The 25,126-nt window shown below is 65.1% G+C and carries 22 protein-coding genes, 1 tRNA gene and 3 pseudogenes; 6 read left to right on the top strand and 20 right to left on the bottom strand.

Features of this window, described 5'->3' with window-relative positions:
- Positions 1-16: 16 nt before the first annotated feature.
- Positions 17-676, bottom strand: coding sequence for a hypothetical protein (locus V8324_RS12425; protein ID WP_336420246.1), 660 nt, complete (start codon positions 674-676; stop codon positions 17-19).
- A gap of 225 nt (positions 677-901) precedes the next feature.
- Here V8324_RS12425 and V8324_RS12420 point away from each other — a divergent pair, with 225 nt between their 5' ends.
- Positions 902-2,794, top strand: a complete 1,893-nt coding sequence (locus V8324_RS12420) for a PHA/PHB synthase family protein (protein WP_336420245.1) — start codon at positions 902-904, stop codon at positions 2,792-2,794.
- A 50-nt stretch (positions 2,795-2,844) separates the two neighbouring features.
- Here the strand turns inward: V8324_RS12420 and V8324_RS12415 are convergent, their stop codons facing one another.
- Positions 2,845-3,063, bottom strand: a complete 219-nt coding sequence (locus tag V8324_RS12415) for a hypothetical protein (protein ID WP_336420244.1) — start codon at positions 3,061-3,063, stop codon at positions 2,845-2,847.
- A gap of 133 nt (positions 3,064-3,196) precedes the next feature.
- Between V8324_RS12415 and V8324_RS12410 the strand changes: the two genes are divergently transcribed.
- Positions 3,197-3,637 (top strand): CBS domain-containing protein, encoded by a 441-nt coding sequence (locus V8324_RS12410; protein ID WP_336420243.1) that lies wholly within the window; start codon positions 3,197-3,199, stop codon positions 3,635-3,637.
- Positions 3,638-3,646: 9 nt separating this feature from the next.
- On the opposite strand, the gene V8324_RS12405 is transcribed toward V8324_RS12410, so the two are convergent.
- Positions 3,647-4,363 (bottom strand): Crp/Fnr family transcriptional regulator, encoded by a 717-nt coding sequence (locus V8324_RS12405; RefSeq protein ID WP_336420242.1) that lies wholly within the window; start codon positions 4,361-4,363, stop codon positions 3,647-3,649.
- 247 nt (positions 4,364-4,610) lie between these two features.
- Here V8324_RS12405 and V8324_RS12400 point away from each other — a divergent pair, with 247 nt between their 5' ends.
- Positions 4,611-5,063, top strand: coding sequence for a phasin family protein (locus tag V8324_RS12400; RefSeq protein ID WP_336420241.1), 453 nt, complete (start codon positions 4,611-4,613; stop codon positions 5,061-5,063).
- A 42-nt stretch (positions 5,064-5,105) separates the two neighbouring features.
- On the opposite strand, the gene modC is transcribed toward V8324_RS12400, so the two are convergent.
- The 9 genes from modC to V8324_RS12355 all read right to left on the bottom strand — a co-directional run bounded on the left by modC (position 5,106) and on the right by V8324_RS12355 (position 13,577).
- The gene (gene modC, locus V8324_RS12395) at positions 5,106-6,218 is read right to left on the bottom strand and encodes a molybdenum ABC transporter ATP-binding protein (protein ID WP_336420240.1); all 1,113 of its coding nucleotides are present in this window, start codon (positions 6,216-6,218) and stop codon (positions 5,106-5,108) included.
- A 3-nt stretch (positions 6,219-6,221) separates the two neighbouring features.
- Positions 6,222-6,899 (bottom strand): molybdate ABC transporter permease subunit, encoded by a 678-nt coding sequence (gene modB, locus V8324_RS12390; RefSeq protein WP_336420239.1) that lies wholly within the window; start codon positions 6,897-6,899, stop codon positions 6,222-6,224.
- A gap of 1 nt (position 6,900) precedes the next feature.
- Positions 6,901-7,680, bottom strand: coding sequence for a molybdate ABC transporter substrate-binding protein (gene modA / locus V8324_RS12385; RefSeq protein WP_336420238.1), 780 nt, complete (start codon positions 7,678-7,680; stop codon positions 6,901-6,903).
- 64 nt (positions 7,681-7,744) lie between these two features.
- Positions 7,745-8,116 carry a winged helix-turn-helix domain-containing protein gene (locus V8324_RS12380; RefSeq protein WP_336420237.1) on the bottom strand — a complete coding sequence of 124 codons (372 nt, stop codon included), beginning with the start codon at positions 8,114-8,116 and terminating at the stop codon, positions 7,745-7,747.
- Between the two features lie 129 nt (positions 8,117-8,245).
- Positions 8,246-8,965: a phosphate signaling complex protein PhoU gene (gene phoU, locus V8324_RS12375; protein ID WP_336420236.1), complete on the bottom strand. Its 720-nt coding sequence runs from the start codon at positions 8,963-8,965 to the stop codon at positions 8,246-8,248.
- 11 nt (positions 8,966-8,976) lie between these two features.
- Positions 8,977-9,774 carry a phosphate ABC transporter ATP-binding protein PstB gene (gene pstB / locus V8324_RS12370; RefSeq protein ID WP_336420235.1) on the bottom strand — a complete coding sequence of 266 codons (798 nt, stop codon included), beginning with the start codon at positions 9,772-9,774 and terminating at the stop codon, positions 8,977-8,979.
- Between the two features lie 12 nt (positions 9,775-9,786).
- Positions 9,787-11,073 carry a phosphate ABC transporter permease PstA gene (gene pstA / locus V8324_RS12365; protein ID WP_336420234.1) on the bottom strand — a complete coding sequence of 429 codons (1,287 nt, stop codon included), beginning with the start codon at positions 11,071-11,073 and terminating at the stop codon, positions 9,787-9,789.
- Positions 11,074-11,083: 10 nt separating this feature from the next.
- Entirely contained in the window at positions 11,084-12,460 is a 1,377-nt protein-coding gene (pstC, locus tag V8324_RS12360) for a phosphate ABC transporter permease subunit PstC (protein ID WP_336420233.1), read from the bottom strand.
- 79 nt (positions 12,461-12,539) lie between these two features.
- On the bottom strand, positions 12,540-13,577 hold the full coding sequence (locus tag V8324_RS12355) for a substrate-binding domain-containing protein (RefSeq protein WP_336420232.1): 1,038 nt from the start codon (positions 13,575-13,577) through the stop codon (positions 12,540-12,542).
- A gap of 1,535 nt (positions 13,578-15,112) precedes the next feature.
- Here V8324_RS12355 and V8324_RS12350 point away from each other — a divergent pair.
- A complete protein-coding gene (locus tag V8324_RS12350) occupies positions 15,113-15,427 on the top strand; it encodes a hypothetical protein (RefSeq protein WP_336420231.1) in 315 nt (104 codons plus the stop codon).
- Between the two features lie 225 nt (positions 15,428-15,652).
- Here V8324_RS12350 and pnp read toward each other — a convergent pair whose 3' ends face one another.
- The 4 genes from pnp to V8324_RS12330 all read right to left on the bottom strand — a co-directional run bounded on the left by pnp (position 15,653) and on the right by V8324_RS12330 (position 20,675).
- The gene (gene pnp / locus V8324_RS12345; RefSeq protein ID WP_336420230.1) at positions 15,653-17,785 is read right to left on the bottom strand and encodes a polyribonucleotide nucleotidyltransferase; all 2,133 of its coding nucleotides are present in this window, start codon (positions 17,783-17,785) and stop codon (positions 15,653-15,655) included.
- Positions 17,786-17,953: 168 nt separating this feature from the next.
- The gene (rpsO, locus tag V8324_RS12340; RefSeq protein WP_336420229.1) at positions 17,954-18,223 is read right to left on the bottom strand and encodes a 30S ribosomal protein S15; all 270 of its coding nucleotides are present in this window, start codon (positions 18,221-18,223) and stop codon (positions 17,954-17,956) included.
- A 173-nt stretch (positions 18,224-18,396) separates the two neighbouring features.
- A complete protein-coding gene (locus V8324_RS12335; protein WP_336420228.1) occupies positions 18,397-19,533 on the bottom strand; it encodes a calcium-binding protein in 1,137 nt (378 codons plus the stop codon).
- A 113-nt stretch (positions 19,534-19,646) separates the two neighbouring features.
- Positions 19,647-20,675 carry a LacI family DNA-binding transcriptional regulator gene (locus V8324_RS12330; protein ID WP_336420227.1) on the bottom strand — a complete coding sequence of 343 codons (1,029 nt, stop codon included), beginning with the start codon at positions 20,673-20,675 and terminating at the stop codon, positions 19,647-19,649.
- 130 nt (positions 20,676-20,805) lie between these two features.
- Between V8324_RS12330 and V8324_RS12325 the strand changes: the two genes are divergently transcribed.
- A tRNA-Arg gene (locus V8324_RS12325) sits at positions 20,806-20,882 on the top strand.
- Between the two features lie 108 nt (positions 20,883-20,990).
- On the opposite strand, the gene V8324_RS12320 is transcribed toward V8324_RS12325, so the two are convergent.
- The 3 genes and pseudogenes from V8324_RS12320 to V8324_RS12310 form a co-directional block, all read right to left on the bottom strand.
- On the bottom strand, positions 20,991-21,317 hold the full coding sequence (locus V8324_RS12320; protein WP_336420226.1) for a high-potential iron-sulfur protein: 327 nt from the start codon (positions 21,315-21,317) through the stop codon (positions 20,991-20,993).
- 228 nt (positions 21,318-21,545) lie between these two features.
- Complete coding sequence (locus V8324_RS12315) at positions 21,546-22,919, bottom strand: L-serine ammonia-lyase (RefSeq protein WP_336420225.1); 1,374 nt, start codon at positions 22,917-22,919, stop codon at positions 21,546-21,548.
- Between the two features lie 113 nt (positions 22,920-23,032).
- A pseudogene (locus tag V8324_RS12310) lies at positions 23,033-24,132 on the bottom strand (IS630 family transposase).
- Between the two features lie 100 nt (positions 24,133-24,232).
- Between V8324_RS12310 and V8324_RS22410 the strand changes: the two are divergent.
- Positions 24,233-24,630: pseudogene (locus V8324_RS22410) on the top strand (transposase domain-containing protein); the annotation flags it as partial.
- Positions 24,631-24,982: 352 nt separating this feature from the next.
- Here the strand turns inward: V8324_RS22410 and V8324_RS12300 are convergent.
- Positions 24,983-25,126 (bottom strand): annotated as a pseudogene (locus V8324_RS12300) (HlyD family type I secretion periplasmic adaptor subunit); the annotation flags it as partial.

Below are 25,126 nucleotides of genomic sequence, written 5' to 3'. Positions count from 1 at the left end.
CGGTCCCCTTGCGCCGTCACGATACCGGTGTACCGGACATCGCCGGAAGCCGTCGGCGGCCCAGCATGTCACCGTAGGAGCGGTTCGGCGAATGGTCGAGGCCGAGACCCTCGAGCGCGGCCCGCGCGCTTTCGGGGTCGGGATCCTCGAGCGCCAGCGTCAGCCTTGTCCAGCCGGCCACGGCGACGTGGCAGATCTCGACCCGGGTGCTGGCTTTCCGGAAAAGCAGCCGCGACTTGCGGACCGTGACCGGCAGGACAGCGGGCGCCAGTTCCCCCAGCCGGGCCACGAGATGGCCGGGCGACATCCCGGCCTCGCGGTCGAGAAGCGGCAGGCCCAGCACGTCGCTCAGACCCATCATAGCCGGGCGCGGAAGCGGAAAGAGCGGAAAGGACTGGTGCGTCCAGTACTGCAGCGGGCCCAGATCCCGTCCGCGCCGCTTGACCTCGAGCCGGTTGCCGGCGCGCAGTTTCACCAGTCTTTCGGTGCTGCGTTCGGTCAGCAGGTAGATGTCCGAGCGCCGCTCGCCCCCGACCAGCGGCCAGGATTTCTGCAATATCGCGGCCGCCTGCGGGGTCTCGCGCGGCCAGGTGCGAAACTCGTACCGCCCCGTCGCCGGCTGTGGCCCCGACGATGGGGCGTCTTCGTCGCGGATCATGAAACGTGTCACACGCAAGACTTCGCTACCTCCATCTGGTCAGGAGCCGACGATCCGGCCCAATGTTCGACTATCCGCCCTACCATGACCGCCCCCTCCGCGGCCGACATTAACGCGTGTTAATGGGTGACGATCTTCATGCGCCTACGGTCTGCGCAACGTTATCGAGGCCGAGGGCCGGCCGGCATTCCGAAGCCGTGCGCCGCGCGCCTGAATGCCCTGCCAAAACTCCGAGAGGATATGATGAACGACACGCAGACACAGACGAAAAAACGCTCGACGGCCGGCGACACCCGCGCCCGCGCGCATGCCGTTCCGGAAAAACCCGACGAGACGCCGGCCGAGCGGGCCGAGGCGCGCGGCGAGCTGTCGCCGGAACCGCCCGAGATCGTGCACCCGTCCCCGCTCGACCTGCCCGACCGCTACAGCACCCGGAGCCTCGACCGGGCCGCCAACGCGCATCTCGCGCGGCTGACGCTGGGGGTGACGCCGTTCGGACTGGCTTCGACGTTCTTTTCGTGGGGCGCGCACTTGATGGGCGCGCCCGGCAAGCAGGTGCAACTGGCCGAGAAGGCGGCGCGCAAGGCGACACGGCTTGGCGTCTACATGACCCAGCTGGCCCGCGACCCCAACACCCCCGGCTGCATCGAGCCGCTGCCGCACGATCACCGCTTCGATCACGAGGGCTGGCAGCGCTGGCCCTACAACCTGATTCATCAAAATTTCCTGCTGACCCAGCAATGGTGGTACAACACCGCCTGCGACATCGACGGGATGACCGAACACGAGGAACATGTCATCTCGTTCGTCATGCGCCAGATGCTCGACATCATGTCGCCGTCGAACTTCATCGCCACCAACCCCGAGGTCGCCGGCGCCACACTGCGCGAGGGCGGCGGAAACCTGGTGCGCGGCATGCAGCATTTCCTCGAGGATTGGCAACGCACCGCGTCGGGCAAGCCGGCGGTGGGCGCCGAGGACTTCCAGCCCGGCCGCGATCTTGCGACGACGCCGGGCAAGGTGGTGTTTCGCACGCATCTGCTGGAACTGATCCAGTACGCGCCGCAGACCGATACTGTGAAGGCCGAACCGATCATGATCGTGCCGGCGTGGATAATGAAATACTACATCCTCGATCTCAGCCCGCACAATTCGCTGGTCGGGCACCTTGTCGCGCAGGGCTACACCGTCTTCATGATCTCGTGGCGAAACCCCACCGCCGAGGATCGCGACATGGGGATGGCCGAGTATTTCGACGCGATCGAACAGGCCCTCGGCGCCGTCGAGGCGATCATCCCCGAGCAGAAGGTGCACGCCATGGGCTATTGCCTTGGCGGCACGCTGATGGCGGCCAAGGCGGCGCAGATGGCGCGCGACGGGGAGAACCGGCTGGCCTCGCTCACACTGCTGGCCACGCAGCTGGATTTCACCGAACCCGGAGAGTTGCAGCTTTTCATCAGCGAAAGCGAGGTCTCGTTCCTCGAAAGCATGATGTGGGACCAGGGCTATCTCGACACCAAGCAGATGGCGGGGGCGTTCCAGTTGCTGCGCTCGGCCGATCTGATCTGGTCGCGCTACATCCACGAATACCTGATGGGGCAGCGCGGCGAGATGTTCGACCTGATGGCGTGGAACGCGGACACCACGCGCATGCCCTATCGCATGCACAGCGAATACCTGCGCAAGCTCTATCTCGGCAACGAACTGGCGCAGGGGCAGTACCGCATCGACGGCAAGCCGGTGACGCTGGATGCGATCGACGTGCCGATCTTCTGCGTCTCGACCACCAAGGATCACATCGCGCCGTGGCAGTCGGTCTACAAGGTGCACCTGCTGACAGAGCCCTCGGTGACCTTCGTGCTGACCAGCGGCGGGCACAATGCCGGCATCGTCAGCGAACCGGGGCACAAGGGCCGCTCTTACCGGATCGCGACCACCGGGCCGGACGACACCTATGTGCCGCCTGAAACCTGGGAAACCACCGCCCGGAGGGACGATGGGTCGTGGTGGCCCGAGCTTGTCAACTGGCTGGACGGGCAGTCGAGCGGCGAGACGACGCCGCCGACGCTTGGCACCGGACGCGCGCAGTACCGCCCGCGCGAGGCCGCGCCCGGCACCTACGTGTTCCAGCAATAGGCGCGAACGCCGGCAATCCGCGCCCCGACCCCCTGCGGCCGGGGCACCGTCTAGGGCGTGCCGCGTATCCGCCAATGCGTTCGCAAGGTCGTGACCACCTCACGCGACAGGCCGAAATAACGGCCGATTTCACTATCGCTCAGCCCGTAATCGACCATTGCGGCCAGCACCTCCTCCGGCATCGGGCCAAGCACCTCGATGATTCTATACGCGTCATCCATCGACAGGGAATGTTTCGGGTTTTGGCTTGACGGCGAGCGGCGCGGCATCGGCTTTCTCCTTGTGAGCGCTTCGTCTTGCCAGCGGAAGGTGCCCTGCGCATTGACTGGGATTAATGGATTCCGTTTCGGCCGCTGCTATGTTCTGCTTGGAATACAGGAAGTCGAAAGCGGCGACACGGTCATGCTTGTCGGAAAATTCATGTCCTCCCCGGTGATCAGCGCGACGCCCGAGACCACGATCCGCGAGGCTGCAGAATACATGCGCGCCCATAACGTGGGCGCGTTGCCGGTGTTGCGGCCGCAGCGGGCCGTGGGAATCCTCACGGACCGCGACATCGTCCTGCGCGCGCTCGCCGCGCCGGGCTGTGCGCTTGGCCCCGGCACACCTGTCGGCGATATCATGTCCCGCGAGATCCTCACCTGTTTCGCGGATCAGGAGGTGGTGGCGGCCGCAGCCGTGATGGGCGAGCGGCGTGTGAGACGCCTTCTGGTCATCGACCGATCGGGCGGGCCGGTCGGGGTTCTGTCGGTATGCGACATCGCCGAACATGTCTCGGAAGAAGTTGCGGGACAGGCCATGGGCGAGATCAGCGAGAAGCGCGCGCGCGACGTGCGGGGCTGACCCCGGTGGTCACGCCGCGCCGGGAATGATCTCGGTGCGAAGGTCCGCAAGATCGACGCCCGCCAGGTCCGTGAGCGCCGCGAGATCGTGGATCTCGATATCCATGTGGTCGCCGGTGCTGATGATCCCCTGCCGCGACAGGCGCCGCAGCGTCCGGCAGACATGGACCGACGAAAGACCGATAAAATCGCCCAGCTGCTGCTGGCCGAGCGGGACGTGGAACGCGCAATCGCCCGCCGGCGCGCAAGCCGAAAGCCGCAGGCAAAGCTCGATCAGCACATAGGCGATCCGGGTTTCGGCGCAGGACTTGCCCAGCCGCAGCATGCGTTCCGACGCGCGGGCCTGTGCCGCGATGTCGCGCAGGCGCTCGGCCTCCCACAGATCGGGATCCTCGCGCAGCAGGCGCGCCCAGACGGTGCGGTCGATGGCGATGATCCGCGAATCGCAAAGCGCCTCGATCTCGACGAAGCTTGTATGGCCGTCGGCCCCGGTCGGGTCGTAGGTTTCACCGGGCAGGATGAATTCGAGGATCTGCTGATCGCCGTCCTGCAGTGACTTGGAGACCGCCAGCCATCCTTTCGAGACATAGAATCGCTTGCGCGATTCGTCGCCTTCGCTGCGCAGGATCTTGCCCTTTGGGACGACCCGCGTGTCTTGCCCGAACAGCTCCTCGAAGACCGACCCGGGTCTGCGCGTCGCCTCATTTCTGTAGGTTCTGGTGTCCAAACCTTTTTCCAATCGTCTTTCGGACGCGACCATGACGCTTCGAGGTTCCTGACCCCACACCGTTCGGCCACTGGCACGGTTGAAACCCCACATTCCCCTTAATCGTTAATATCATGATACCTGATTATTTCATACCTGACCTGCAACCCTGCGGGGCCGGATTGATGAGGGTTAATGCCGACACCCGCGCCCTGCTGGTTAACGTTCGGGCAGTCGCAAACCGATTCAGGGAAAAGGGAGCACGCAAATGGCGAGAGATCAGGTACAGACGGACATGACGGATCTGGCGCGCCGGATGCAGTCGCTTTTCAATGTGGACGGCGCGGGCGCCCCGCAGGTCGCGCGAATGATGGAACTGCAGCAAGAGATGTTCCGGCAGACAGAGACATTCGCCCGGCACTGGCTGGAACGCCGGCAGGACGCCGCCGAAACGGGGCTCGAGGCACTGCGCGAGATAGGTTCGACCAGTGGCAGCGATCCGATGGCCGCCATGCGGGCGATCACCGAATGGCAGCGCGGATCTTTCAAGCGCCTGAACGCGGACCTGCAGGAATGGGTCGAGATCTGCACCCATGCGGCGCAACTGCCACAGCCTCAAGACACCGCGGCGACGCCGAAAGACACCGCGCAGGCCACGACGACCAAGGCAAAGGGTCAGACCGCGTCCAAGGCGAAGGCTGAGCACGCGACGCCGGTGTAGGCGTTTTTCGGACGCCGCGTCCGCGTCGTCGGGCGCCGTCCCTTATCCGCCGAGCGGTGGCATGACCCTTGGCAGCGCTTGGCGATCGAACGCGACCGACTTGATCAGCGCGAAGGTCGGCGCCCCCTTGACAAGACCCAGGTCCTGAACCGCGGCCCGGGTGATGCGCGCGCGCAGGTGCTGCCCGCCGAGATCGAGCAGCACCTCGGCAAAGGCCGTCTCCGGCTCTGGCGCGATGCGCAGCACATGTGCCGGCAGGACGTTGCGGATGCTCAGCCCGTCGGGCCGGGTGCGCGCCAGCGACACGTCGCGCGCCCGCACGCGCAGACGCAGCTCGGCTCCAGTGTCGAGACCGATTTGCGGCACCTCGAGCGCGGCCACGCCCAGATCGACGCGCGTCAGGTGCAGCGCGGTGTCCTGCCCCGCGACATGGCCGGTCAGCACCGAGCCCGCCTCGAACCGGCCCTGCACATCCGCGAGATCCAGACGTTCGAGCGTTTCGGCCACGCCGCCGGCCGCCACCACGCGACCGTCCGACAGCGCGACGATCCGGTCGCAAAGCTGCGTCACCTCTTCCAGCGCGTGGGTGACGTAGATGATCGGAATCCCGAACGCCGTCGGCAGGCGCGCGATATAGGGCAGGATCTCGCCCTTGCGGCGGGTGTCGAGTGCCGCGAGCGGCTCGTCCATCAACAAGAGCCGCGGCCGCGCCAGAAGCGTGCGCCCGATGGCCACGCGCTGGCGTTCGCCGCCTGACAACTGATGCGCCCGGCGCGCGAACAAAGGCGCAAGATCCAGCACGTTCACGACATCGTCGAAGGAATAGCGCGCCGGCACCCTGCCCGCGCGCTTATCTGCATAATCGAGATTGCCGCGCGCGCTGAGATGCGGAAAGAGCCGCGCGTCCTGGAAGACATGGCCCACCCCGCGCAGATGCGGCGCGACCCGCGACCGACCGTTTAGCCAGACCTCGTCGCCGAAACTGACGCGGCCGGTGGCGGACCGCTCGAACCCCGCGATGACGCGCAGCAGCGTGGATTTGCCACAGCCCGAGGGGCCGAAAAGCCCGCTGATCCCGGTGCCGGGAAAGGCCTGCGTCACCGCAAGTTCGAATTCCGGGTAGCTGACCCGCACATCGACGGAAAGCGCACGCATGATCTACCCCGGATGCACTGGAAACCGGCGGTTGAACGTGTAGACCGCCAGAAGTACGATGAAGGAAAACGCCAGAAGGATCGCCGCCAAACTATGGGCGGCAGCGTAGTTGATCGTCTCGACCTCTTCGTAGATCTGGATCGACACGACCTTGGTGCGGCCCGGAATGTTGCCGCCGACCATCAGCACCACGCCGAATTCCCCGATCGTATGGGCGAAGGTCAGGACGATCGCCGTCAGGTAGCCGCGCACCGCCATCGGCGTGGCCACGCTCAGGAAGGCATCCAGCGGCGTGGCGCGCAGGCTTGCCGCGGCCTCGAGCGGGCCACGCCCCACCGCCTCGAACGCGGCCTGAAGCGGCTGGACCATGAACGGCAGCGAATACATGGCCGAGGCGATGATCAGCCCGAGAAACGAGAAAGTCAGCGTGGTGCCGGTCGCCGTCAGCCAAAGGCCGCCAAGGGTGGAATTCGGGCTGAGAAAGACCAGCAGGTAGAAGCCCAGCACCGTCGGCGGCAGGACCAGCGGCAGGGCGGTGACCGCCTCGACCACGGATTTCATCCGCGACCGCGTATGTGCCAGCCACCAGGCCAGCGGCGTGCCGACGATCAGCAGGACCACCGTCGTGATCGCGGCCAGCCGGACGGTCAGCAGAAGCGGCCCGAGATCCGGCAGCACCATGTCAGTCGCCGGCCACGTAGCCGAAGCTCTCGATCACCGCCGCGGCCTTGTCGCTGCGCAGGAAGTCGAGGAATGCCGTCGCGGCGGCGTTGCCGGCGCCGTGGCGCAGCAGAACGGCATCCTGGCGAATCGGTGCGTAAAGGTCCTGCGGGACGTCCCAGCGGCTTCCCTCGATCCGTGCGCGCGGGCTTCGGACCGCCGAAAGCGCCACGAAGCCGAGTTCCGCCGCGCCGGTCGCGACCATGGCATGGGTCTGGCCGACATTCTGCCCCATCACGATCTTCGGTTGCAGCGTCTCCCACAGCCTCAGCGATTGCAGGGTCTCGCGCGCGGCGACGCCGTAAGGGGCAAGATCGGGGTTGGCGATCGCCACGAAGCGCAGCGCGGGGTCCGCGAGGGCCGCACGCCCGTCATCGTCGATGCGTCCGGGATCGCTGCTCCAGAGAGTCAGCCGGCCGGTGGCATAGGTGAAGGCGGTGCCCGCGACCGCATGTCCGCCATCGACCAATTTCGCCGGCGTCCCGGCATCCGCCGACAGCATCACGTCGAAGGGCGCGCCCTCGGCGATTTGCGCGTAAAGCTTGCCGGTCGAGCCGGTGGTCAGGGTCAGCTTGTGACCGCTTGCCTCTTGGAACGGCGCCACCAACGCCTCGGCCGCCTCGGCGAAATTCGCGGCGACGGCCACCAGCGCCGTGTCCGCGGCGGCCGTTGGCGGCGGCGCCAGCGCGAAAACGGCCAGGATCGCCACAAGGATGGCCCGGAATGACGGGAGAATGCGCATGAAACGCGTCCCTTTGATATGTCCTGAAAAACATATCGCAGAAAGGTCCTTCTGCGGGCAAGCGTTATTTTTCTTCGGGAATATCGCGAATCATGGCGCGCAACGCCTCAAGCTGCCCGGCCCCCGCCTGCGTAGCCTCCACCTCGAACGCGCGGTAGAGGTCGAGCACCTTGCGCCCCGTCTCGGTCAGCACGGCACCGCCGCCGCCGGGACCGCCGCGGGTGCTGTCCACCACGGGCTCTTGGAACATCGCGTTCAGCGTGCCGATCAGTTGCCAAGCGCGCTTGTAACTCATGCTCATCTCGCGCCCCGCCGCGGCGATCGAGCCGCAGCGACCGATGCGCTCCAGCAATTCGGCCTTGCCGGGGCCGATCATGCCGTCATCACCGAAGACGATGCGGATGCGCAGGGTCGGATGTGCGTCGGTCTCGTGCATATCCGCAGTGTCCGGGTCACGACACGGAAAGGCAAGCGCCATCGGGCGGCGCCAAGGCCTTCTTGCGCCGGGCCGCGATGCACCGGCCCGCCCGAGGGGCGCCGCTTGAAACGGGTCGAACCGTTGCCGTTATGTCAGCTCACTGCCCGCCGCGTTGTAGGCGGTGGTGTCACCCTTGGGACGGTCCTCGTCGGGCATGTCGCCGGTCACCAGATAGATCGTCTGATCGGCCAGCGAGGTGGCGTGATCGCCCATCCGCTCGATGTTCTTGGCGATGAAATGCAGGTGCATGCACGCGGTGATGTTGCGGGGGTCTTCCATCATGTGCGTCAGCAGCGACCGGAAGAGCGTGTTGTACATCTGGTCCACCTCGAGATCGCGCGTGCGCACGTCCTCGGCGCTTTCGGTGTCGCGGGCGATATAGGCGTCGAGCGCGTCCGAGAGCATCTGCTCGACCATGCGCACCATCCGCCGCAGGGCCGGCACGGTGCCCTCGATCGGGTTGGATTCGACGAGGACGGTCGTGCGCTTGGCGATGTTCTTGGCGTAATCGCCGCAGCGCTCGAGGTGCGTGCTGATGCTCATCACCGACAGGACGGTCCGCAGGTCGCCCGCTGCGGGAGCGCGCAGCGCCAGGACGCGCGCGGTTTCGGACTTGATGTCCTCATCCATGTCGTCGATGGCCTTGTCGCCCTCGCGCACCTGCTGGCTAAGCTCCAGGTCACGGGTCTCGAGCGCCTTGATCGCATTGCCGATGGCCGTCTCCACGAGGCCGCCCATTTTCATCAGTTGCGCCTGAAGACCCTCGAGATCGGTATCGAACGAGGAAACGATATGTTGCGATGTCATCATGTTGCTCCTTACCCGATCCGGCCGGTGACGTAGCTTTCCGTCCGGTGATCCTGCGGGTTCGTGAAAATGGTGTCGGTATCGCCGTATTCCACCAGATCGCCGAGGTGGAAGAACGCCGTCCTCTGGCTGACCCGCGCGGCCTGCTGCATCGAGTGGGTCACGATGACCACAGCGTAGTTCTGGCGCAACTCGTCGATCAGCTCTTCTACCTGCGCGGTGGCGATCGGATCGAGGGCCGAGCACGGCTCGTCCATGAGCAGCACCTCGGGGCGGGTGGCCACCGCGCGCGCGATGCAGAGCCGCTGTTGCTGACCGCCCGACAGCCCGGTGCCCGGGGTGTCGAGCCGGTCCTTGGCCTCTTCCCAGAGGCCGGCGTCGCGCAGCGCGGTCTCGACCACCGCGTCGAGATCAGCCTTGACGCGGGCCATGCCATGGATCTTCGGGCCATAGGCGACGTTGTCGTAGATCGACTTGGGGAACGGGTTGGGCTTCTGGAACACCATGCCCACCTTCGCACGCAACTGCACCGGATCGACCGACGGGGCGTAGATGTCCTGCCCGTCAAGCCTGATCTCGCCCTCGACCCGGCAGATGTCTATCGTGTCGTTCATCCGGTTCAGGCAGCGCAGGAAGGTCGACTTGCCGCAGCCCGACGGGCCGATGAACGAGGTCACGGTCTTGTCCTGAATATCGATATCGACATCCTTGATCGCCTGGTTTGCGCCGTAGAAGACCTGAACCTTCCGGGCGGCGATCTTGGTTTCGGTCTGATCCAATTCAGGCTCCGATTTGTTCACGTCATACATGGGGTGTCCTTTCTACCATTTCCGCTCGAACTTGTGGCGCAGGAAAATGGCGATGGCGTTCATCGTGATGAGGAAGGTCAGCAGGACCAGGATCGCCGCCGAGGTGCGGCTGACGAACCCGCGCTCGGGGCTGTCGGCCCAGATGTAGATCTGCGTCGGCAGCGCGGTGGCGCTGTCGAACGGGGTCTCGGGCGCCGAGGTGATGAAGGCGTTCATCCCGATCAGCAGGAGCGGCGCCGTCTCGCCCAGGGCCTGCGCCAGACCGATGATCGTACCGGTCAGGATGCCGGGCATGGCCAGCGGCAGGACATGACCGAACACCACCTGCTGCTTGGATGCGCCCACGCCGAGCGCCGCCTCGCGGATCGACGGCGGGACGGCCTTGATCGCCGCGCGCGTCGCGATGATGATCGTCGGCAGCGTCATCAGCGCCAGCGTCATGCCACCCACGAAGGGGACCGAACGCGGCATACCGAACCAGCCGATGAACACCGCAAGACCCAGCAGGCCGAACACCACCGACGGCACCGCCGCAAGGTTGTTGATGTTGATCTCGATCAGGTCCGAGATACGGTTCTTCGGCGCGAACTCTTCCAGATAGATCGCTGCGCCGATGCCGACGGGGAACGATAGAAGAAAGCAGACGAGCAGCGCATAGGCCGATCCGATGATCGCCCCCTTCAGCCCCGCCTGCTCGGGAAACCGCGAATCCGCGTTGGTCAAAAGCGCCCAGTTCAACGGCTTGGTGACCACGCCGGCCTCGTTCAACTGGTTGAAGGCCGCGATCTCGTCGTCTTTCAGCCGGCGATTGGCCTCGGGCGTGTCGGGGTCGATGAGACCCTTGTTGAGCTGGTCGTAATCGTCGGACACTGGTACCTTCACCGTGATCGTCTCGCCGATCAGGTCAGGGTTGGCGACCACCCGGTCACGGATCGTGAACTGCGCGCCGTTCGACAGGATGCTGGTCAGCTTGCGAAGCTCGGCACGGTCATCGGCAACGTCGGGGAATTGCACCTGCATCGTGTCGGTCAGGATCTGGCGGTAATCCCCGGAATTGGGGTTGTCGGCGTCGATCAGGTCGGGATCGAGCGTCACCTCCAGCTCCAGATGGGTCTGGGTAAAGGCATGATAGCCCGTCGAGATCAGCGATCCCACCAGGAGAAACAGCATCGCGAACGCGATGGATATGGCCCCGATGCCAAGCGATTGCAGCCACAGCTGACTGCGTTTGCGCTTGCGCAGGTTCGCGTCGTTTTCGGAAGAGGCCCAATCGAAGCCTCGCGCAGTCGCGTCGGTCATCACACGCCTCCTAGTCGTAGATTTCACGGTATTTGCGCACGATGCGCAACGCGGCGATGTTGATGAACAGCGTCATCACGAAAAGCACCATCCCGAGCGCGAAGGCCGCAAGCGTCTTGGGGCTGTCGAACGCCGTGTCGCCGATCAGCAGCGTGACGATCTGCACGGTCACGGTCGTGACGCTGTCGAGCGGGTTGATCGTCATCTTCGCGATCAGCCCCGCGGCCATGACGACGATCATCGTCTCGCCGATGGCCCGGCTGACCGCCAGGAGGATCCCGCCGACGATGCCGGGGATCGCGGCCGGAAACAGCACCTTGAGCATGGTCTCGGCCTGCGTGGCGCCGACCGCGAGCGATCCGTCCCGCAGGCTGCGCGGCACGGCGCCAAGCGCATCATCGGCAAACGACGAGATGAACGGGATCAGCATGATCCCCATGACACTGCCCGCCGCAAGCGCGGTGTTCGGCGCGACAGGAATGCCGAGATCGCCGCCGATATTGCGCAGGGCCGGCGCGATCACCAGGATCGCGAAGAACCCGTAGACCACGGTCGGCACCCCGGCGAGAACTTCCAGCACCGGCTTGACCACCGCACGCACGCGGTGATTGGCGAACTCGTGCAGGTAGATCGCCGATAACAGCCCGACCGGCGTGGCGATGAACATCGCGACAGTGGCGATGACGAGCGTACCGAGAAACACGGGCAGCATGCCGAAGGCACCCTCGGCCGCGATCTGACCCTCGCGAATCGGGATCTGCGGCTCCCAGTTCGTGCCCAGCACGAACTCCCAGAACGGCACCATGTTGAAGAACCGGATCGTTTCGAAAAGAAGCGACGCGACGATCCCGATGGTGACGAAAATCGCCGTGGTCGCGCAGGCCAGCATCAGCCGGTGCACGATGGTCTCGAGCCCCTGCCGCGCCCGGAAATCGGCGGCGACGCGACCACGCGCAACGTAAAGCATGTAAGCCGCCAGCGCCGCTGTCAGCGCCAGCAATAGCCACGAGGACACCGCCTGCAGCGTGATCAGCCGATCGGCGGCGTCCAGTTTCCATTGCGCCGGATCACCGAAGATCCTGCCCCCCGCGATCGAGCGGATCTCGGCCATGATGAGCTGTACCTCGCCCGTGCCGAGGCCCTGCATCCGATCGTCCGGCAGGCCGGCCTGGACGATCATCTCGATCACCGCCCCCTGGAAAAGCAGCCAGAGAATAATCAGGCCGAAGGTCGGGATAAGCACCAACAGGGCCGCATACCCGCCGTGGAACCCATCCAGGGAATGCATGGTCGCGCCGCCATTCCGAAGCGCGCGCGCGGCCCGCAAGTTCAGGATGTAGCCGATCACCACGGCAGTGAACAGGATCAGAAAGGCGATAAGCGTCATGGCGTGACCTGCTTCAGATGGAAGTCATGCGCCCCCGCCAAACGGGCGGAGGCGCTGGTGGTCGGGTCTGTGCCCGGATTCAGTTCAACGGCTCCATCGACTTTCCGTTGAGGACTGCCTCCCGAAGCTTGGCGCGGCGGTCGTCCGACAGCGGCACGAGGCCACGCTCGGACAGGTAGCCGCCGGGCGCCAGCGCGTCCTCGGACATGTACTCGGCGATGAATTCCTCAAAGCCGGGTATCACGCCGCGATGCGCGTTCTTGACGTAGAAAAACAGCGGACGCGAAATCGGATAGGACTTGTCACCGATCGTCTCGAAGCTCGGCGCGACGCCGCCGATCTCGACTCCCATCAGCTTGTCCTCGTTTTCGTAAAGGAACGAGTAGCCGAAGATACCAAGCGCATTGTTGTCCGAGTCGAGGCGCTGAACGATCAGGTTGTCGTTCTCGCCGGCCTCGATGAACTGCCCGTCGGTGCGCATGCGCGAGCAGTTCTGCTCGACCCAGTCACCGTCGAAATCGCCGTTGGCGACATAGTCGAGCTCTTCACAGCCGGCATGCATGGCCAGCTCGACAAAGGCATCACGGGTGCCCGAGGTCGGCGGCGGGCCGAGCACGAGGATCTCGGTGTCGGGCAGGGTGTCGTTGATCTCCGACCAGTTCTGGTAGGGGTTCTCGACCCACTCGCCATCGACCGGCACCTCGGCGGCCAGCGCCAGGTAGATCTCCGACAGGGTGAGATCCCACTCGAAATCGGACTCGCGCGACATGGCGAGCGACAGACCGTCGAAGCCGATCATCGCCTCGGTCACGTCGGTAACGCCGTTCTCTTCGCACTTGGCCCATTCCGAGGCCTTCATGGCGCGCGACGCGCCGGTCAGGTCGGGATGGCTTTCGCCGATGCCTTCGCAGAAGATCTGCATGCCGCCACCGGTGCCGGTGGATTCGACGACGGGCGAGGGACGACCGGTGGCGTTCGCGAACCGCTCGGCCACGGCCTGCGTGTAGGGGAACACCGTGGACGAGCCCACGATGCTGATCTGGTCGCGCGCGGCGGCCGTCGTCGCGGACATGGCGGCCAGCGCCAGTGCCGAAACGGAAAGTTTGGTGAAGGACATGAAAACTCCTGTTGTCTTTGGGTGGATGACCACGCCCGTCCTTAGGCAGAGCGGGTAACACAAGGACAACATTTGCATGACACTTTTATGAAACCCGCCGCCGTTCGCGAAAACTGACCTCATGCTCCGTTGATGACGTGGATGCCCCCTCTGCTCGCAGCTCCCCCGCATCGTCGCGGTCCTCACACTCCGCGGCAATCGTCATGATCCGGACCCGGAGGGATGAAGTGGAATATCCCGTCTTTACGAAGGTGAATGGGCCCAAGATCATTTCGGCTCCTGACAGCAGTTAAAAGCTGGGAGCAAAACCAATGTGTTGACAGATGGACTGGTGCCCCCACACGGACTCGAACCGCGGACCTACTGATTCATACCACTACGACTTTCGCCGCCACGCACATGGCGCTTTGTGGTCTGGACTTTCTCTTCACCATGGCCCCGGAAGGCTTTAGGTGGGTGCCGTCAAGTCTCTACACGTTCGATCCAGATCGCCCTGGAAAGCTTCGCTCGGGATTGCCAACAGCGTGGACTGCCAAGGTTTCCCCGAATTTGACACCAGTTCACCTCGACGTTTCCGACGAGGGCTGCAACATGCCTCGGTGTCGGAGCCTGAGGCGACGCTACAAATCAGTTGCTCTACCAGCTGAGCTATAGGGGCACTTATCCTCCACGTCTGTCTTGCACCGACCCGCCGTAACCGGACGCGGCAGGTAAAGACCGGCGGAACCGGCTTTCTCGCCACATTCAAAGCGTATCGCCACCTGGGTTGAGCCACAATAGCCCAAGGCCGCGACTCGCCCCGATGTCGCATATATAAAAAGGTCTCGATGCACAAGACGGCAACATCCTGCCCCCGGCACGAAAGCTCGCCCCTCAGTTGTGATCGGCGTCGGACCTTGTTCCGAGAGGTAGATGCGTTGAAACTGTATCCTCGGCCCAACCTAAAATCATGTGACTTGCCGTGATTTTCTTCTCGTTTCTTCAGGATCCGCAGCCAAGCGCGGAACGGTCCGCACGCTGATCATGAACCGGCAGCGCAAGGCTAACATCACCTCGGCCAACAGCGCCGCGAAGGACGGCCACGCAGCGCAGAGCACCGATCTGTGCAGCGACACCGGTGGTGAAACTGCGCGAGATTGCAGTTTGTGATCTTGGCGAAAGCGCACGCCGGGCGTGGCGCGGGTGTAGCTTCCCCGAGTATCTCGCGCGGGTTGCCCCGTGCGGTTTGTCTGACGAGGCGTTGCGCGAGGGGGCTACGCGAGGCGCCGGACACTGAACGTCGGTCAGATGGCGAGACACTGGGCCGGAGCGGCAGGTGCTCCGTAGCGTGGTCACTCCGTCCAGGGCCGCAGGATGTCCGCGTACGGGGTGACGCTGCGGGAGGCGAGCGCGATCTGATCGGTCAGGCCGGATGGGAAATGCGTATTTTTCAATGCGCCCCAGCATGCCGCATGCGCTTACCCTGTGGTCGGGGCGCAGCATTGCAACCTGTGATCCTACCCGTGTAAAAACAGCGCCACGGAGGCTGGGTCAATGTGGCGCTGTTGCCGCAGCAGATTATCGTCTCGTGCCTGACCGGCGCATGGATGAATGTCCGCCCGGCGCATGAAAACCGTTGCGATGTCCGCATCGACATGGTCGAACAAGACGCCGCGCGCACGCCGATGCAGGATTTCGGCCGCACGCGGGTGAAGCTTCTTGAGGCACTGTTTGGTCATGCAATAGATCGCATCACGCGGACATGTCGCCATGCATGCCATCTGGCGAAGCGCCTGCAGACTGCCACCGGCTGGCCTTTCCAGGACAAGGGCATTTTCATCGTCGCGTATTCCAACCTCTCACCGAAGTAGCGTTGCACGATCTCGCAAAGCCGGTTGCCGCGCATGAGGCTGCCGCCCCATGGCTTGTGGGGTGTCGGGAATGAGAAAGACAAGCCTCATGCAAGCCCTGCAGGCCGCCACGGCGCGTTTCGGGTGACGCCATGGAGAAACGGCGCGCGACGGGCGTCTTCCCCCTCTGACGAGAGGGCGAAGATCGGCCATTGGGGGCCGCGCGCCGCCGCGGCGGTCGAAGGGTCAGCCTTCGGCGGGCTCAGCGGTGATTTCCTCGCCAGTGGTCTGGTCGACCATCTTCATCGCGAGGCGCACCTTGCCGCGATCGTCGAAGCCCAGAAGCTTGACCTTCACGTCCTGCCCTTCCTTGAGCACATCCGAGGGGTGGTTCAGGCGGCGGTTCTCGATCTGGCTGACATGCACCAGCCCGTCGCGCTTGCCGAAGAAGTTCACGAAGGCGCCGAAATCGACGATCTTGACGACCTTGCCGTCATAGATCTTGCCCTCTTCCGGTTCGGCCACGATCGAGTGGATCATGTCATAGGCCTTCTTGATGGCCTCGCCATTGGGCGACGCGATCTTGATCACGCCCTCGTCGTTGACATCGACCTTGGCGCCCGACATCTCGACGATTTCGCGGATCACCTTGCCGCCAGATCCGATGACTTCGCGGATCTTGTCGACGGGGATCTGCATGGTCTCGATCCGCGGGGCGTGGACGCTGAAATCGGCCGCGCCCGAAAGGGCCTTGTCCATCTCTCCGAGGATGTGCATGCGCCCGTCCTTGGCCTGGGCCAATGCCTGTTTCATGATCTCGGGCGTGATGCCGGCGACCTTGATGTCCATCTGCAGCGAGGTGATGCCCTCGGCAGTGCCGGCGACCTTGAAATCCATGTCGCCTAGATGGTCCTCGTCGCCAAGGATGTCCGACAGGATCGCGAATTCGCCGTCATCCTCGAGCACCAGACCCATGGCGACGCCGGCCACGGAGGTCTTGAGCGGCACGCCCGCATCCATCATCGACAGCGACCCGCCGCAGACCGAGGCCATCGACGACGAGCCGTTGGATTCGGTGATCTCTGACACCAGACGGATGGTGTAGGGGAAATCCGTCGCTGGCGGCAGCACCGCCTGCAACGCGCGCCATGCCAGCTTGCCGTGGCCGATCTCGCGGCGTCCCGGAGGACCGACGCGCCCGGCCTCGCCGACCGAATAGGGCGGGAAGTTGTAGTGCAGCATGAAGTTCTGCTTGGAGGTGCCGTGCAGCGCATCGACGAACTGCTCGTCATCGCCGGTGCCGAGCGTGGTCACCACAAGGCCTTGCGTTTCGCCCCGAGTGAACAGCGCCGAGCCGTGGGTGCGCGGTAGCAGGCCGGTTTCGCAATGGATGGGCCGGATCTCGTCGAGGCGGCGCCCGTCGATGCGGTTGCCGTTCTTGACGACATCGCCGCGCAGGACGGTCGATTCCAGCTTCTTGAGCGCCGCGCCAAGGTTGGCATCCTCGAGTTGCTCTTCGGTCAGCTGCGCCTTGATCGCCTCTTTCGCGGCCGAGATGGCGTGCGTGCGCTCCTGCTTGTCGCGGATCGCGAAGGCGGCGCGCATCTGCTCCTCGCCAGCGGATTTGACCACCGCGTAGAGGTCCGAGTAATCCGGCGGGGTGAACTCGAACGGCTCTTTCGCGCACTCCTCGGCCAGGTCGACGATCAGGTCGCAGACCGGCTTGATCTGCTCATGCGCGAAGGTCACGGCGCCCAGCATCTCGTCTTCCGAAAGCTCGTAAGCCTCGGATTCGACCATCATCACGGCATCCTTGGTGCCCGCGACGATCAGGTCGAGCCGCTGCGCAGGATCGTTGCGCAGGTCCTGCATGTCGTCGATCTCGGGGTTGAGCACGTAGTCGCCATCCACGTAGCCCACGCGGCAGCCGGCGATCGGCCCCATGAAGGGGGCGCCCGAAATGGTCAGCGCGGCCGAGGTGGCGATCATCGCGACCATGTCGGGATCATTGACCAGATCGTGGCTGAGCACGGTGCACATCACCAGCGTCTCGTTCTTGAAACCGGGCACGAAGAGCGGGCGGATCGGACGGTCGATCAGACGCGCGGTCAGCGTTTCCTTCTCCGACGGGCGCGCCTCGCGCTTGAAGAAACCGCCGGGCACCTTGCCCGCAGCATAGTATTTTTCCTGATAATGAACGGTCAGCGGGAAGAAATCCATTCCCGGCTTGGGTTCCTTGGCGAAGGTCACGTTGGCCATGACCGAGGTTTCACCCAGCGTGGCAATCACCGACCCGTCGGCCTGACGGGCGATCTTGCCGGTTTCGAGGGTGAGGGTGTCCTCCCCCCATTGCATCGATTTTTTCGTTTCTCTGAACATCACGTTTCCTAGGTTGGCCGGTCCGGGCGTATCCCGTCGGGCCCGTTTTCATCCGGGGCCGCATTGCCCCATGGCTTCTGGTCTTGGCCTTGTGCCCCGGCAAAGCCGGACCGGGGCGGCCGTCGGATCATGTGAAAACCGCGCCCGGTCGGGGCGCGGTTCTTCGTCTTAGCGGCGAATGCCGAGGCGCTTGATGAGGTCGCGGTAGCGGTCCGCGTCCTTGCCCTTGAGATAATCGAGCAACTTGCGGCGCTGCGCGACCATCATCAGAAGGCCACGGCGCCCGTGGTTGTCCTTCTTGTGGGTTTTGAAATGTTCTGTCAGCGTACTGATCCGTGAGGTCAGGATCGCGACCTGCACCTCGGGCGAGCCGGTATCGCCTTCCTTGGTCGCGAATTCCTTGATCAGGCGGTGCTTTTCTTCGACGGTGATCGACATCGGGATCTCCTTTGAAAGTCGGTGTCATGGGCGCAAGCCGGGATGTCGTCCAGCAAGGTCCGGGTACGGCCTCGTCGAGCGGGCCCGCCGAGACATCGCGCGTGTAGAAGAATTTCCGGGAAATTGGAAGCGCGAATCGTGTCGCCTGCGCGGTAGCCCCGGCGAAGATCCGATCAGATCCCCGCTAGCGTCGCCAGCCCGCTTTGCGGCAGAAGCGATACGTGATCCAGCGTCAGGCCGTCGGCATTGGCGATCAGCGTGATCGCCTCGCCGTTCAGCAGCAGGCGCTGGTGATCGGGGTTTTCGCCATCGGGTTCCAGCGTGACCTCGGGCTCGGCCCCGGCGGTATCGTCGTAGACCACCAGAAGCGAATCCTCGTCCGGCGCGAAATCCAGGATCTCGGCCTGGTGTTCGGCCCCGAGCCAGTCGCCGAGGATCACGCTGTCCGCGCCGGCGCCGGTGGTCACGATATCGTCGCGCCCGGCAAGGATCAGGTCCTCGCCGGAACCGCCGTTGAGATAATCGCGCCCCTCGGCATCCTCCATCGCCTCGCCCTCGGGGTCGAACCCGACCCCGATGATCGTGTCGGCGCCATGCCCGCCGAACAGCGTGTCCTGGCCCGGACCGCCGTGCAGCCGGTCGTCGCCGAGGCCGCCATTCAGCGCATCGTCGCCGGCACCGCCCGCGAGGGTATCGTCACCGTCGCCGCCCTGCAGGGTATCGTCGCCCGCGCCGCCGAGCAGGCTGTCATCGTCGTTATGGCCAAAAAGCTGATCGTCGCCGCGTCCGCCTGCAAGGGCATCGTCGCCGCCATCGCCATGCAGCGTGTCGTTGCCGTCGCCGCCTGCAATCTCATCCGCGCCCGCCGCGCCGTGCAGTACATCGTCGCCGCCGCCACCGCGAATGAGGTCATCCCCGTCATATCCGCCGATCTGATCAGGGCCGGCGGAGCCTTCGAGGAGATCGGCCGCGTCACTGCCGCCGGTCACCTGCCAGAGCGCGTCATCGTCGGGCGGCGCAGGCGGCATCGGCGCGGCGCTGTCGGTGTCCGTCAGCCCCCCGTCCGCGGTCGCGTCGGCAAACGAGAAATCGTCGGACGGGACGTCCTCATGCGTGATCATGGGCGCGGCCGACATGTCGCCCATCACCTGCTCGAAGAGGTCGGGCGCGCTGTCGTCATGCCCGGGCTCCTCGGGGGCATCGTCGCGATGGCGGTCGGCATCGCCGCGGTCGTCATCCCCACTGTCGAGGCCGACGAACGCGGCTGCACCGACCGCTGCCAATCCGAGAAGACCGAAGATGGAAAACATGGCATCACCAAATAACAGGCGCATACGTAACCACAGCGCGCCCCGTGAAACAAGAAAACACGCGCAAGCCGGTTAACACCGCCTGAACGCGCGCGTACCCGGCGGCGCCCGTTTCACGTTTGGCGCAGCGTGTCGCCCAGGGTGATCCGCGGCTCAAGTGCGATGCGCACCGGCGCGGCCTCGGCGCCCGCATCGACGGTGGCGCGCGCGGCGATGAGTCCGGCGGCCTTGCGGCCGATCTCCAGCCGGCAGGCATCCATCGTCGCCAGCTGCATCGGCAGACCGTCCAGCAATTCGACACCGTTGAACCCGGCCAGTCCGACCTTGCCGGGGATGTCCACGTCCTGCTCCATCAGGTACAGCAACCCGCCCGCGCCGATCATGTCGTTGGAATAATAAAGAAAATCCAGATCCTCGGTCTCTTGCAGCATGGCCGCCGTCATCTCGCGCCCCTTCAGCAGCGCCGAGCCGCCGGAATAGAACGCGTGGTTCGCCATCTCGATGCCGGCCTTGGCGAGCGCCTCGGTGAATCCCTCGAAACGTTTGCGCGCCCGGTGATCGAGCGGCATCTTGGTGCCCAAGAACCCGATCCGGCGATAGCCCGCGCGGATGATCGCCTGTGCCATCTGCTGCCCGGCCCGCCTGTGCGAGATCCCCACGACCGAATCGATCGGCGTGCCGTCGACATCCATGATCTCGACCACCGGGATGCCGCTGGCGCGCAGCATCGCACGGCTGGCATCGGAATGTTCCAGCCCGGCGATGATCACCCCCGAGGGGCGCCATGACAGCATCTCGTAAAGGACCTTTTCCTCTTTCTCGGGGCGGTAGCCGGTGAGGCCGACGACGGGTTGCAGGCTGGTTTCCTCGAGCACCTCGCTGATCCCGGTCATCACCTCGGGAAAGACCATGTTGGACATCGACGGAATGATCACCGCCACGAGGTTGACCCGCTGGCTGGCCAGCGCCCCGGCGATCTTGTTGGGCACGTAACCCAGACGCTTCGCGGCCTCGAGCACACGCTGCCGCGTCCCTTCCGAGACATCGCCCTTGTTACGCAACACCCGGCTCACCGTCATTTCCGACACCCGCGCAGCTTCGGAGACATCGCGCAGGGTCAAGGGGGGTCTGACTTGGGTCATGAGAGGGTCCGGAACTGACGACGGGATCGCGGCGTCAAACGCGCAGGCACGCGAGGCCGCAGTCTTCATCGCAATATTGGATAAATCGCCACATGACAAATGTCTTCGCACGGGCTAAGAGACCCCGCGCGGCCCCGTGGCTCAACTGGATAGAGCAATCCCCTCCTAAGGGATAGGTTGCAGGTTCAAGTCCTGCCGGGGTCACCAGCCCGCATCAAGGCTGTTGCATCGCGGCCCGAGGCCACCACAACTATACGGGCGGCAGGACAAGCCGCCACCCGTGAATAGGCATCGAATTGCAATGCGATACGCGGTTCAGCCTCCTGGCGCGTAGGCGCTGCACCAGCCATTGGCGTTGACCTGCACATCGCGGAATTGCGGGTGCTGGCAGCCGCCCCACTCGGAATCGCCGCCCTGCCAGAAGACGCAGTTCGAGCATTGCGATCCCTCGCGGTACCGCGCGTGATCGGTCGCATCGTTGAAATCGTTGACGTAATCCAGCGCGTGCCCGTCCTCGGCCTGGTCCTGGGCGAAGGCAGGGCCGGCGGCTGTCAGGCCGATCCCGGCAAAGGGCACGGCCGCCCCGAAGGCGGCGATCTTGCGAAGAAATGCGCGGCGCGCGGTCTCGAACTTGTCGGGCATTGGCTCAGGTCTCCCTTGGCTGTGCGTTGATTATAACAACTGCGACTGTAGCGGAGTTTGCGAGCCGGTCAAACGACACATTCACGAAGCAAGACGTGTTGCAGGGCTTTCGGCAAGATACCGCCAGACATGCGCCGTCCTGCGCAATTTCGCACGGAAAAATCTTGTCACCTTTTCCTGAAATTGCTTCGCCGCGCGCGCCCTTGCCGCCAGCCGGGCGCTGCTGCCTCAGCAGTTGGGCACGTTCACCGCCAGCCCGCCCAGCGAGGTTTCCTTGTATTTCTCGCTCATGTCCGCGCCGGTCTGGCGCATCGTCTCGATGCAGGCATCGAGCGGCACCAGGTGCGTGCCGTCGCCGCGCAGGGCGAGCGACGCGGCGCTGACGGCCTTGATCGCGCCCAGCCCGTTGCGCTCTATGCAGGGCACCTGCACGAGGCCGCGCACCGGGTCGCAGGACATGCCGAGGTGATGCTCGAGTGCGATCTCGGCGGCGTTCTCGATCTGGGCCGGCGTGCCGCCCAGCACGGCGCACAGCCCAGCGGCCCCCATCGCGGCGGCGCTGCCGACCTCGGCCTGGCAGCCCGCCTCGGCGCCCGAAATCGAGGCGTTGAACTTGACCAGCCCACCGATCGCTGCGGCGGTCAGCAGGAATTCCTCGATCCGGGCCTCGTGGGCGCCGGGCACATGCTCCAGCCAGTACTTGATGACCGCGGGCACGACGCCGGCGGCCCCGTTGGTGGGCGCGGTGACCACCTGCCCGCCGGCGGCGTTCTCCTCGTTGACGGCCATCGCATAGGCGCTCATCCAGTCATTGATCTTGTGCGGCGCCTGCAGGTTCGTGCCGCGCTCTGCCAACAGCGCATCGCGGATGCCGCGGGCGCGGCGCTTCACGTTCAGGCCGCCGGGCAGCGTGCCATCGGCGGACAGCCCGCGCTCGATGCAGTCATCCATCACCCGCCAGATGCGTGCCACGCCGGTGCGCAGCGTGTCGTGGCCACCGCGCGAGATCTCGTTGGCGCGCTTCATCTCGGCGATGGTCTTGCCCGAGCGTTCGGCCATCTTCAGCATCTCGGCCGCGGACTTGAAGGGATAGGGCACCGGGTCGCCGTCTTCGGTGTTGCGACCCGCGGCAAGCTCGTCCTCGGTCATCACGAAGCCGCCGCCGATGGAATAATACGTCTCGCGCAGGATCACGTCTCCCTCCGCGTCGGTGGCCATCAGCACCATGCCATTGGCATGGCCCGGCAGGTTGGGACCGAAATCGAACACCAGATCCTTCTTGGGGCGGAATGTCATCGCCGGCAGGTCCGGCGGCGCAATGGTCTGCGTGTCGCGGATCTGCGCCAGCACCGCCTCGGCGGCGTCGGCGCAATAGGTTTCGGGGCGAAACCCGGCAAGCCCGAGGATCGTCGCGCGGTCGCTGGCATGGCCGACACCGGTGAAGGCGAGACTGCCATGCAGGGCCCCGCGCAGCCCCGAATAATGGAACGGCTCGGCGCGCATCCGGTCGAGGAAACGCGCGGCGGCAACCATCGGCCCCATCGTGTGCGACGAAGACGGACCGATGCCGACCTTGAACATGTCGAAAACCGAAAGAAACATGTGCGCGCTCCCATATCGCGGGTGTTGTGCCTTGTAGCAGAAAAGGGCGCTTGTCCGAAAGCGACGCGTCAGACGCGTCTAACCGCCACGTGAGTGGCCTTATACCAACGGCCTTAACCTTTGACCGCTTTGGCGTATTCTCGGGTGGTAATCGAGCGCACGGTCGCGATGTCGTTGGCGAAGAAGTTCCAAGCGTCGCGGCATCGTGCCACGATCTCCTCGCAGGTTTCGAACACGGAGATGGCGAGGCGGTTGGCGCGCAGGCGGGCCCGGACGTGCTCGAGCGGGTTGAACTCCGGGGCGTAGGGCGGGAGCGGCAGCAGGGTGATGGTGTCGGGCACCTTCAGAGCCTTGGCGCCATGCCCTCCGGCACCGTCGAGCACCAGAACGGCATATGCGCCCTCGGCGACGGTGCGGGAGATCTCGGCGAGGTGGGCGTGGGCATGAGCAGCGCGGCGGTGGCTCCGCGGTCGGGGCGCAGACGGCGCCGAAGATACAGGCCAATGTAGGCCCAGGTGTCGCGGGTGTCGCGCGGCGCCCGGATGCGAGTGAGTTTGCCCTGCTGGCCGACCCGTGCCTCATCCCGATCCGCAGGGCCGCGCAGCGAAACCACATCTCCAGGGGTTTGTCCCGGGCGTGCTCCGGCAGGGCGTCGGTTACGGTCGCGGCGACGTTTTTGTGAACGCCTGTTGGCCCCGGGGTCGGATTTCGGCTGCTGCGGGCGCACCGAGAGCCGGCGAAATCCGGGCGCGGCCAACGGCTTGCCCACCCTGCGCTCGTGCGTGGCAACGCGAGAGGCGCATCTCGATCCTGCGCTGAAGGTCGCCGCTCCGCCAGCGCACCACCCACGTCCAAGGCAGGGTCGGGACCTTCGTGCACCATCCGTGCCGGGTCTGCCGTCTGCTCAGCGCTCAGCCGCGGCGCGGGCCCGGTNTGCCGGGTCTGCCGTCTGCTCAGCGCTCAGCCGCGGCGCGGGCCCGGTCGAGCGGCGGTCAGACAGCCCCGCCAGCCCGTCGGCGTTGTAGCGGTGGACCCAGTCCCGGAGCGTCTGCCGGTCCATACCGCAGGTCTCGGCCGCCGTCTTGCGGTCCACCCCCTCCAGCACCAATGCGATCGCCGGCATGCGCCGCGCCGCCTTGGCATCCTTCGCCGTCGCCGCCGCAACCCGAAGCGCGCGCGCCGACAAATCCGTTGGTGCAATCGCGACCGCCATCGAACCCTCCATGCTTCGATGAAAGGGACTGACAGCACTGAACCGAAGGGAAGCCCGCGAGAGTCACCGAGAGGGGCCGTTGGTATAGTACCTCAACGCCCAAAGGCTCGGCGCCTGGGAGGCCCGCACAGCGCCGCTCGTCGTGGCCTTCGGCGAATGGCTCCGGAAGCAGGGGGGGAGCGGGTCTCGGCAAAGTGCAGCCTCGGCGAAAAGCTAGCCTGTATCCGTCGCCTCCGGGACGGGCTGCAGACCTTCATCCCTGACGGTCGTGTTGAGAACCCGATCCGGCCGGTCGCACTGAACAGGAAAAACGCGTTGTTCGCCGGTGACGACGAGGGCGGCAAGCCCTGGTGCCGCATCGCGTCTCTGATCGAGACCGCCAAGATCAACGGCGTTGAAACGGTCGCCTATCTCAAGGCCACCCTCCAAGCCATCGCAGGCGGTCATCCCGAGAAGCGCTTCGATGATCTGCTGCCCCGGGAATTCACGACGTCGAGCCCACCACACGTGCGTGGTGGCCGGCGCTCACTCGCCGTCCTCTGGCGCCGCTGTTGCACCTGTTCCCGACCCATCATGCCGAACTTGGGGCGCTGCACCCGCCGGATGCCAGTGTCGCAAGGCTGGACGAAGACGCGTTGGCCGGCAGCCCGATCCGCAGAGCCGACGCACGCGACCCATTTCATGCCTCAGACCCGCGACGCTCGGCATCCCGCTGACCCGGGCTACCGGATGGCAACTGTCCGGGCACAGAAAGCTCTCCCACGATCCGACACGGTCGCTACGGCACAGGGAGTTCTCTTCGAACTCTTCAACTGAACTCGTCTAAGGTGACACCCCAATGCGCGCACCCCTACTCTCGGAACGCCTTTGTGAAGTAGTCGGTGAGGGGTTTGACGAGGTAGGCGATGGGGGTTCGGTCCTCGGTTCGGATGAAGGCCTCGACCGGCATGCCGGGCAGGAGGGTGGTGTCGGCGGGCAGCCTGGCCTGTTCGCC

Source organism: Roseovarius sp. D22-M7, assembly GCF_037083785.1.
Lineage (GTDB): Bacteria > Pseudomonadota > Alphaproteobacteria > Rhodobacterales > Rhodobacteraceae > Roseovarius.
Note: the sequence above shows the minus strand (reverse complement) of the source record. Positions and strands in the feature narration are given on the sequence as shown.

Excerpts from the sequence above, each read along its gene's own strand:
- V8324_RS12420 (WP_336420245.1), top strand. The coding sequence starts at position 902 with ATGAACGACACGCAGACACAGACGAAAAAACGCTCGACGGCCGGCGAC.
- V8324_RS12415 (WP_336420244.1), bottom strand. The coding sequence starts at position 3,063 with ATGCCGCGCCGCTCGCCGTCAAGCCAAAACCCGAAACATTCCCTGTCG.
- V8324_RS12410 (WP_336420243.1), top strand. The coding sequence starts at position 3,197 with ATGCTTGTCGGAAAATTCATGTCCTCCCCGGTGATCAGCGCGACGCCC.
- V8324_RS12400 (WP_336420241.1), top strand. The coding sequence starts at position 4,611 with ATGGCGAGAGATCAGGTACAGACGGACATGACGGATCTGGCGCGCCGG.
- modC (WP_336420240.1), bottom strand. The coding sequence starts at position 6,218 with ATGCGTGCGCTTTCCGTCGATGTGCGGGTCAGCTACCCGGAATTCGAA.
- modB (WP_336420239.1), bottom strand. The coding sequence starts at position 6,899 with ATGGTGCTGCCGGATCTCGGGCCGCTTCTGCTGACCGTCCGGCTGGCC.
- modA (WP_336420238.1), bottom strand. The coding sequence starts at position 7,680 with ATGCGCATTCTCCCGTCATTCCGGGCCATCCTTGTGGCGATCCTGGCC.
- V8324_RS12380 (WP_336420237.1), bottom strand. The coding sequence starts at position 8,116 with ATGCACGAGACCGACGCACATCCGACCCTGCGCATCCGCATCGTCTTC.
- phoU (WP_336420236.1), bottom strand. The coding sequence starts at position 8,965 with ATGACATCGCAACATATCGTTTCCTCGTTCGATACCGATCTCGAGGGT.
- pstB (WP_336420235.1), bottom strand. The coding sequence starts at position 9,774 with ATGTATGACGTGAACAAATCGGAGCCTGAATTGGATCAGACCGAAACC.
- pstA (WP_336420234.1), bottom strand. The coding sequence starts at position 11,073 with ATGACCGACGCGACTGCGCGAGGCTTCGATTGGGCCTCTTCCGAAAAC.
- pstC (WP_336420233.1), bottom strand. The coding sequence starts at position 12,460 with ATGACGCTTATCGCCTTTCTGATCCTGTTCACTGCCGTGGTGATCGGC.
- V8324_RS12355 (WP_336420232.1), bottom strand. The coding sequence starts at position 13,577 with ATGTCCTTCACCAAACTTTCCGTTTCGGCACTGGCGCTGGCCGCCATG.
- pnp (WP_336420230.1), bottom strand. The coding sequence starts at position 17,785 with ATGTTCAGAGAAACGAAAAAATCGATGCAATGGGGGGAGGACACCCTC.
- rpsO (WP_336420229.1), bottom strand. The coding sequence starts at position 18,223 with ATGTCGATCACCGTCGAAGAAAAGCACCGCCTGATCAAGGAATTCGCG.
- V8324_RS12335 (WP_336420228.1), bottom strand. The coding sequence starts at position 19,533 with ATGTTTTCCATCTTCGGTCTTCTCGGATTGGCAGCGGTCGGTGCAGCC.
- V8324_RS12330 (WP_336420227.1), bottom strand. The coding sequence starts at position 20,675 with ATGACCCAAGTCAGACCCCCCTTGACCCTGCGCGATGTCTCCGAAGCT.
- V8324_RS12320 (WP_336420226.1), bottom strand. The coding sequence starts at position 21,317 with ATGCCCGACAAGTTCGAGACCGCGCGCCGCGCATTTCTTCGCAAGATC.
- V8324_RS12315 (WP_336420225.1), bottom strand. The coding sequence starts at position 22,919 with ATGTTTCTTTCGGTTTTCGACATGTTCAAGGTCGGCATCGGTCCGTCT.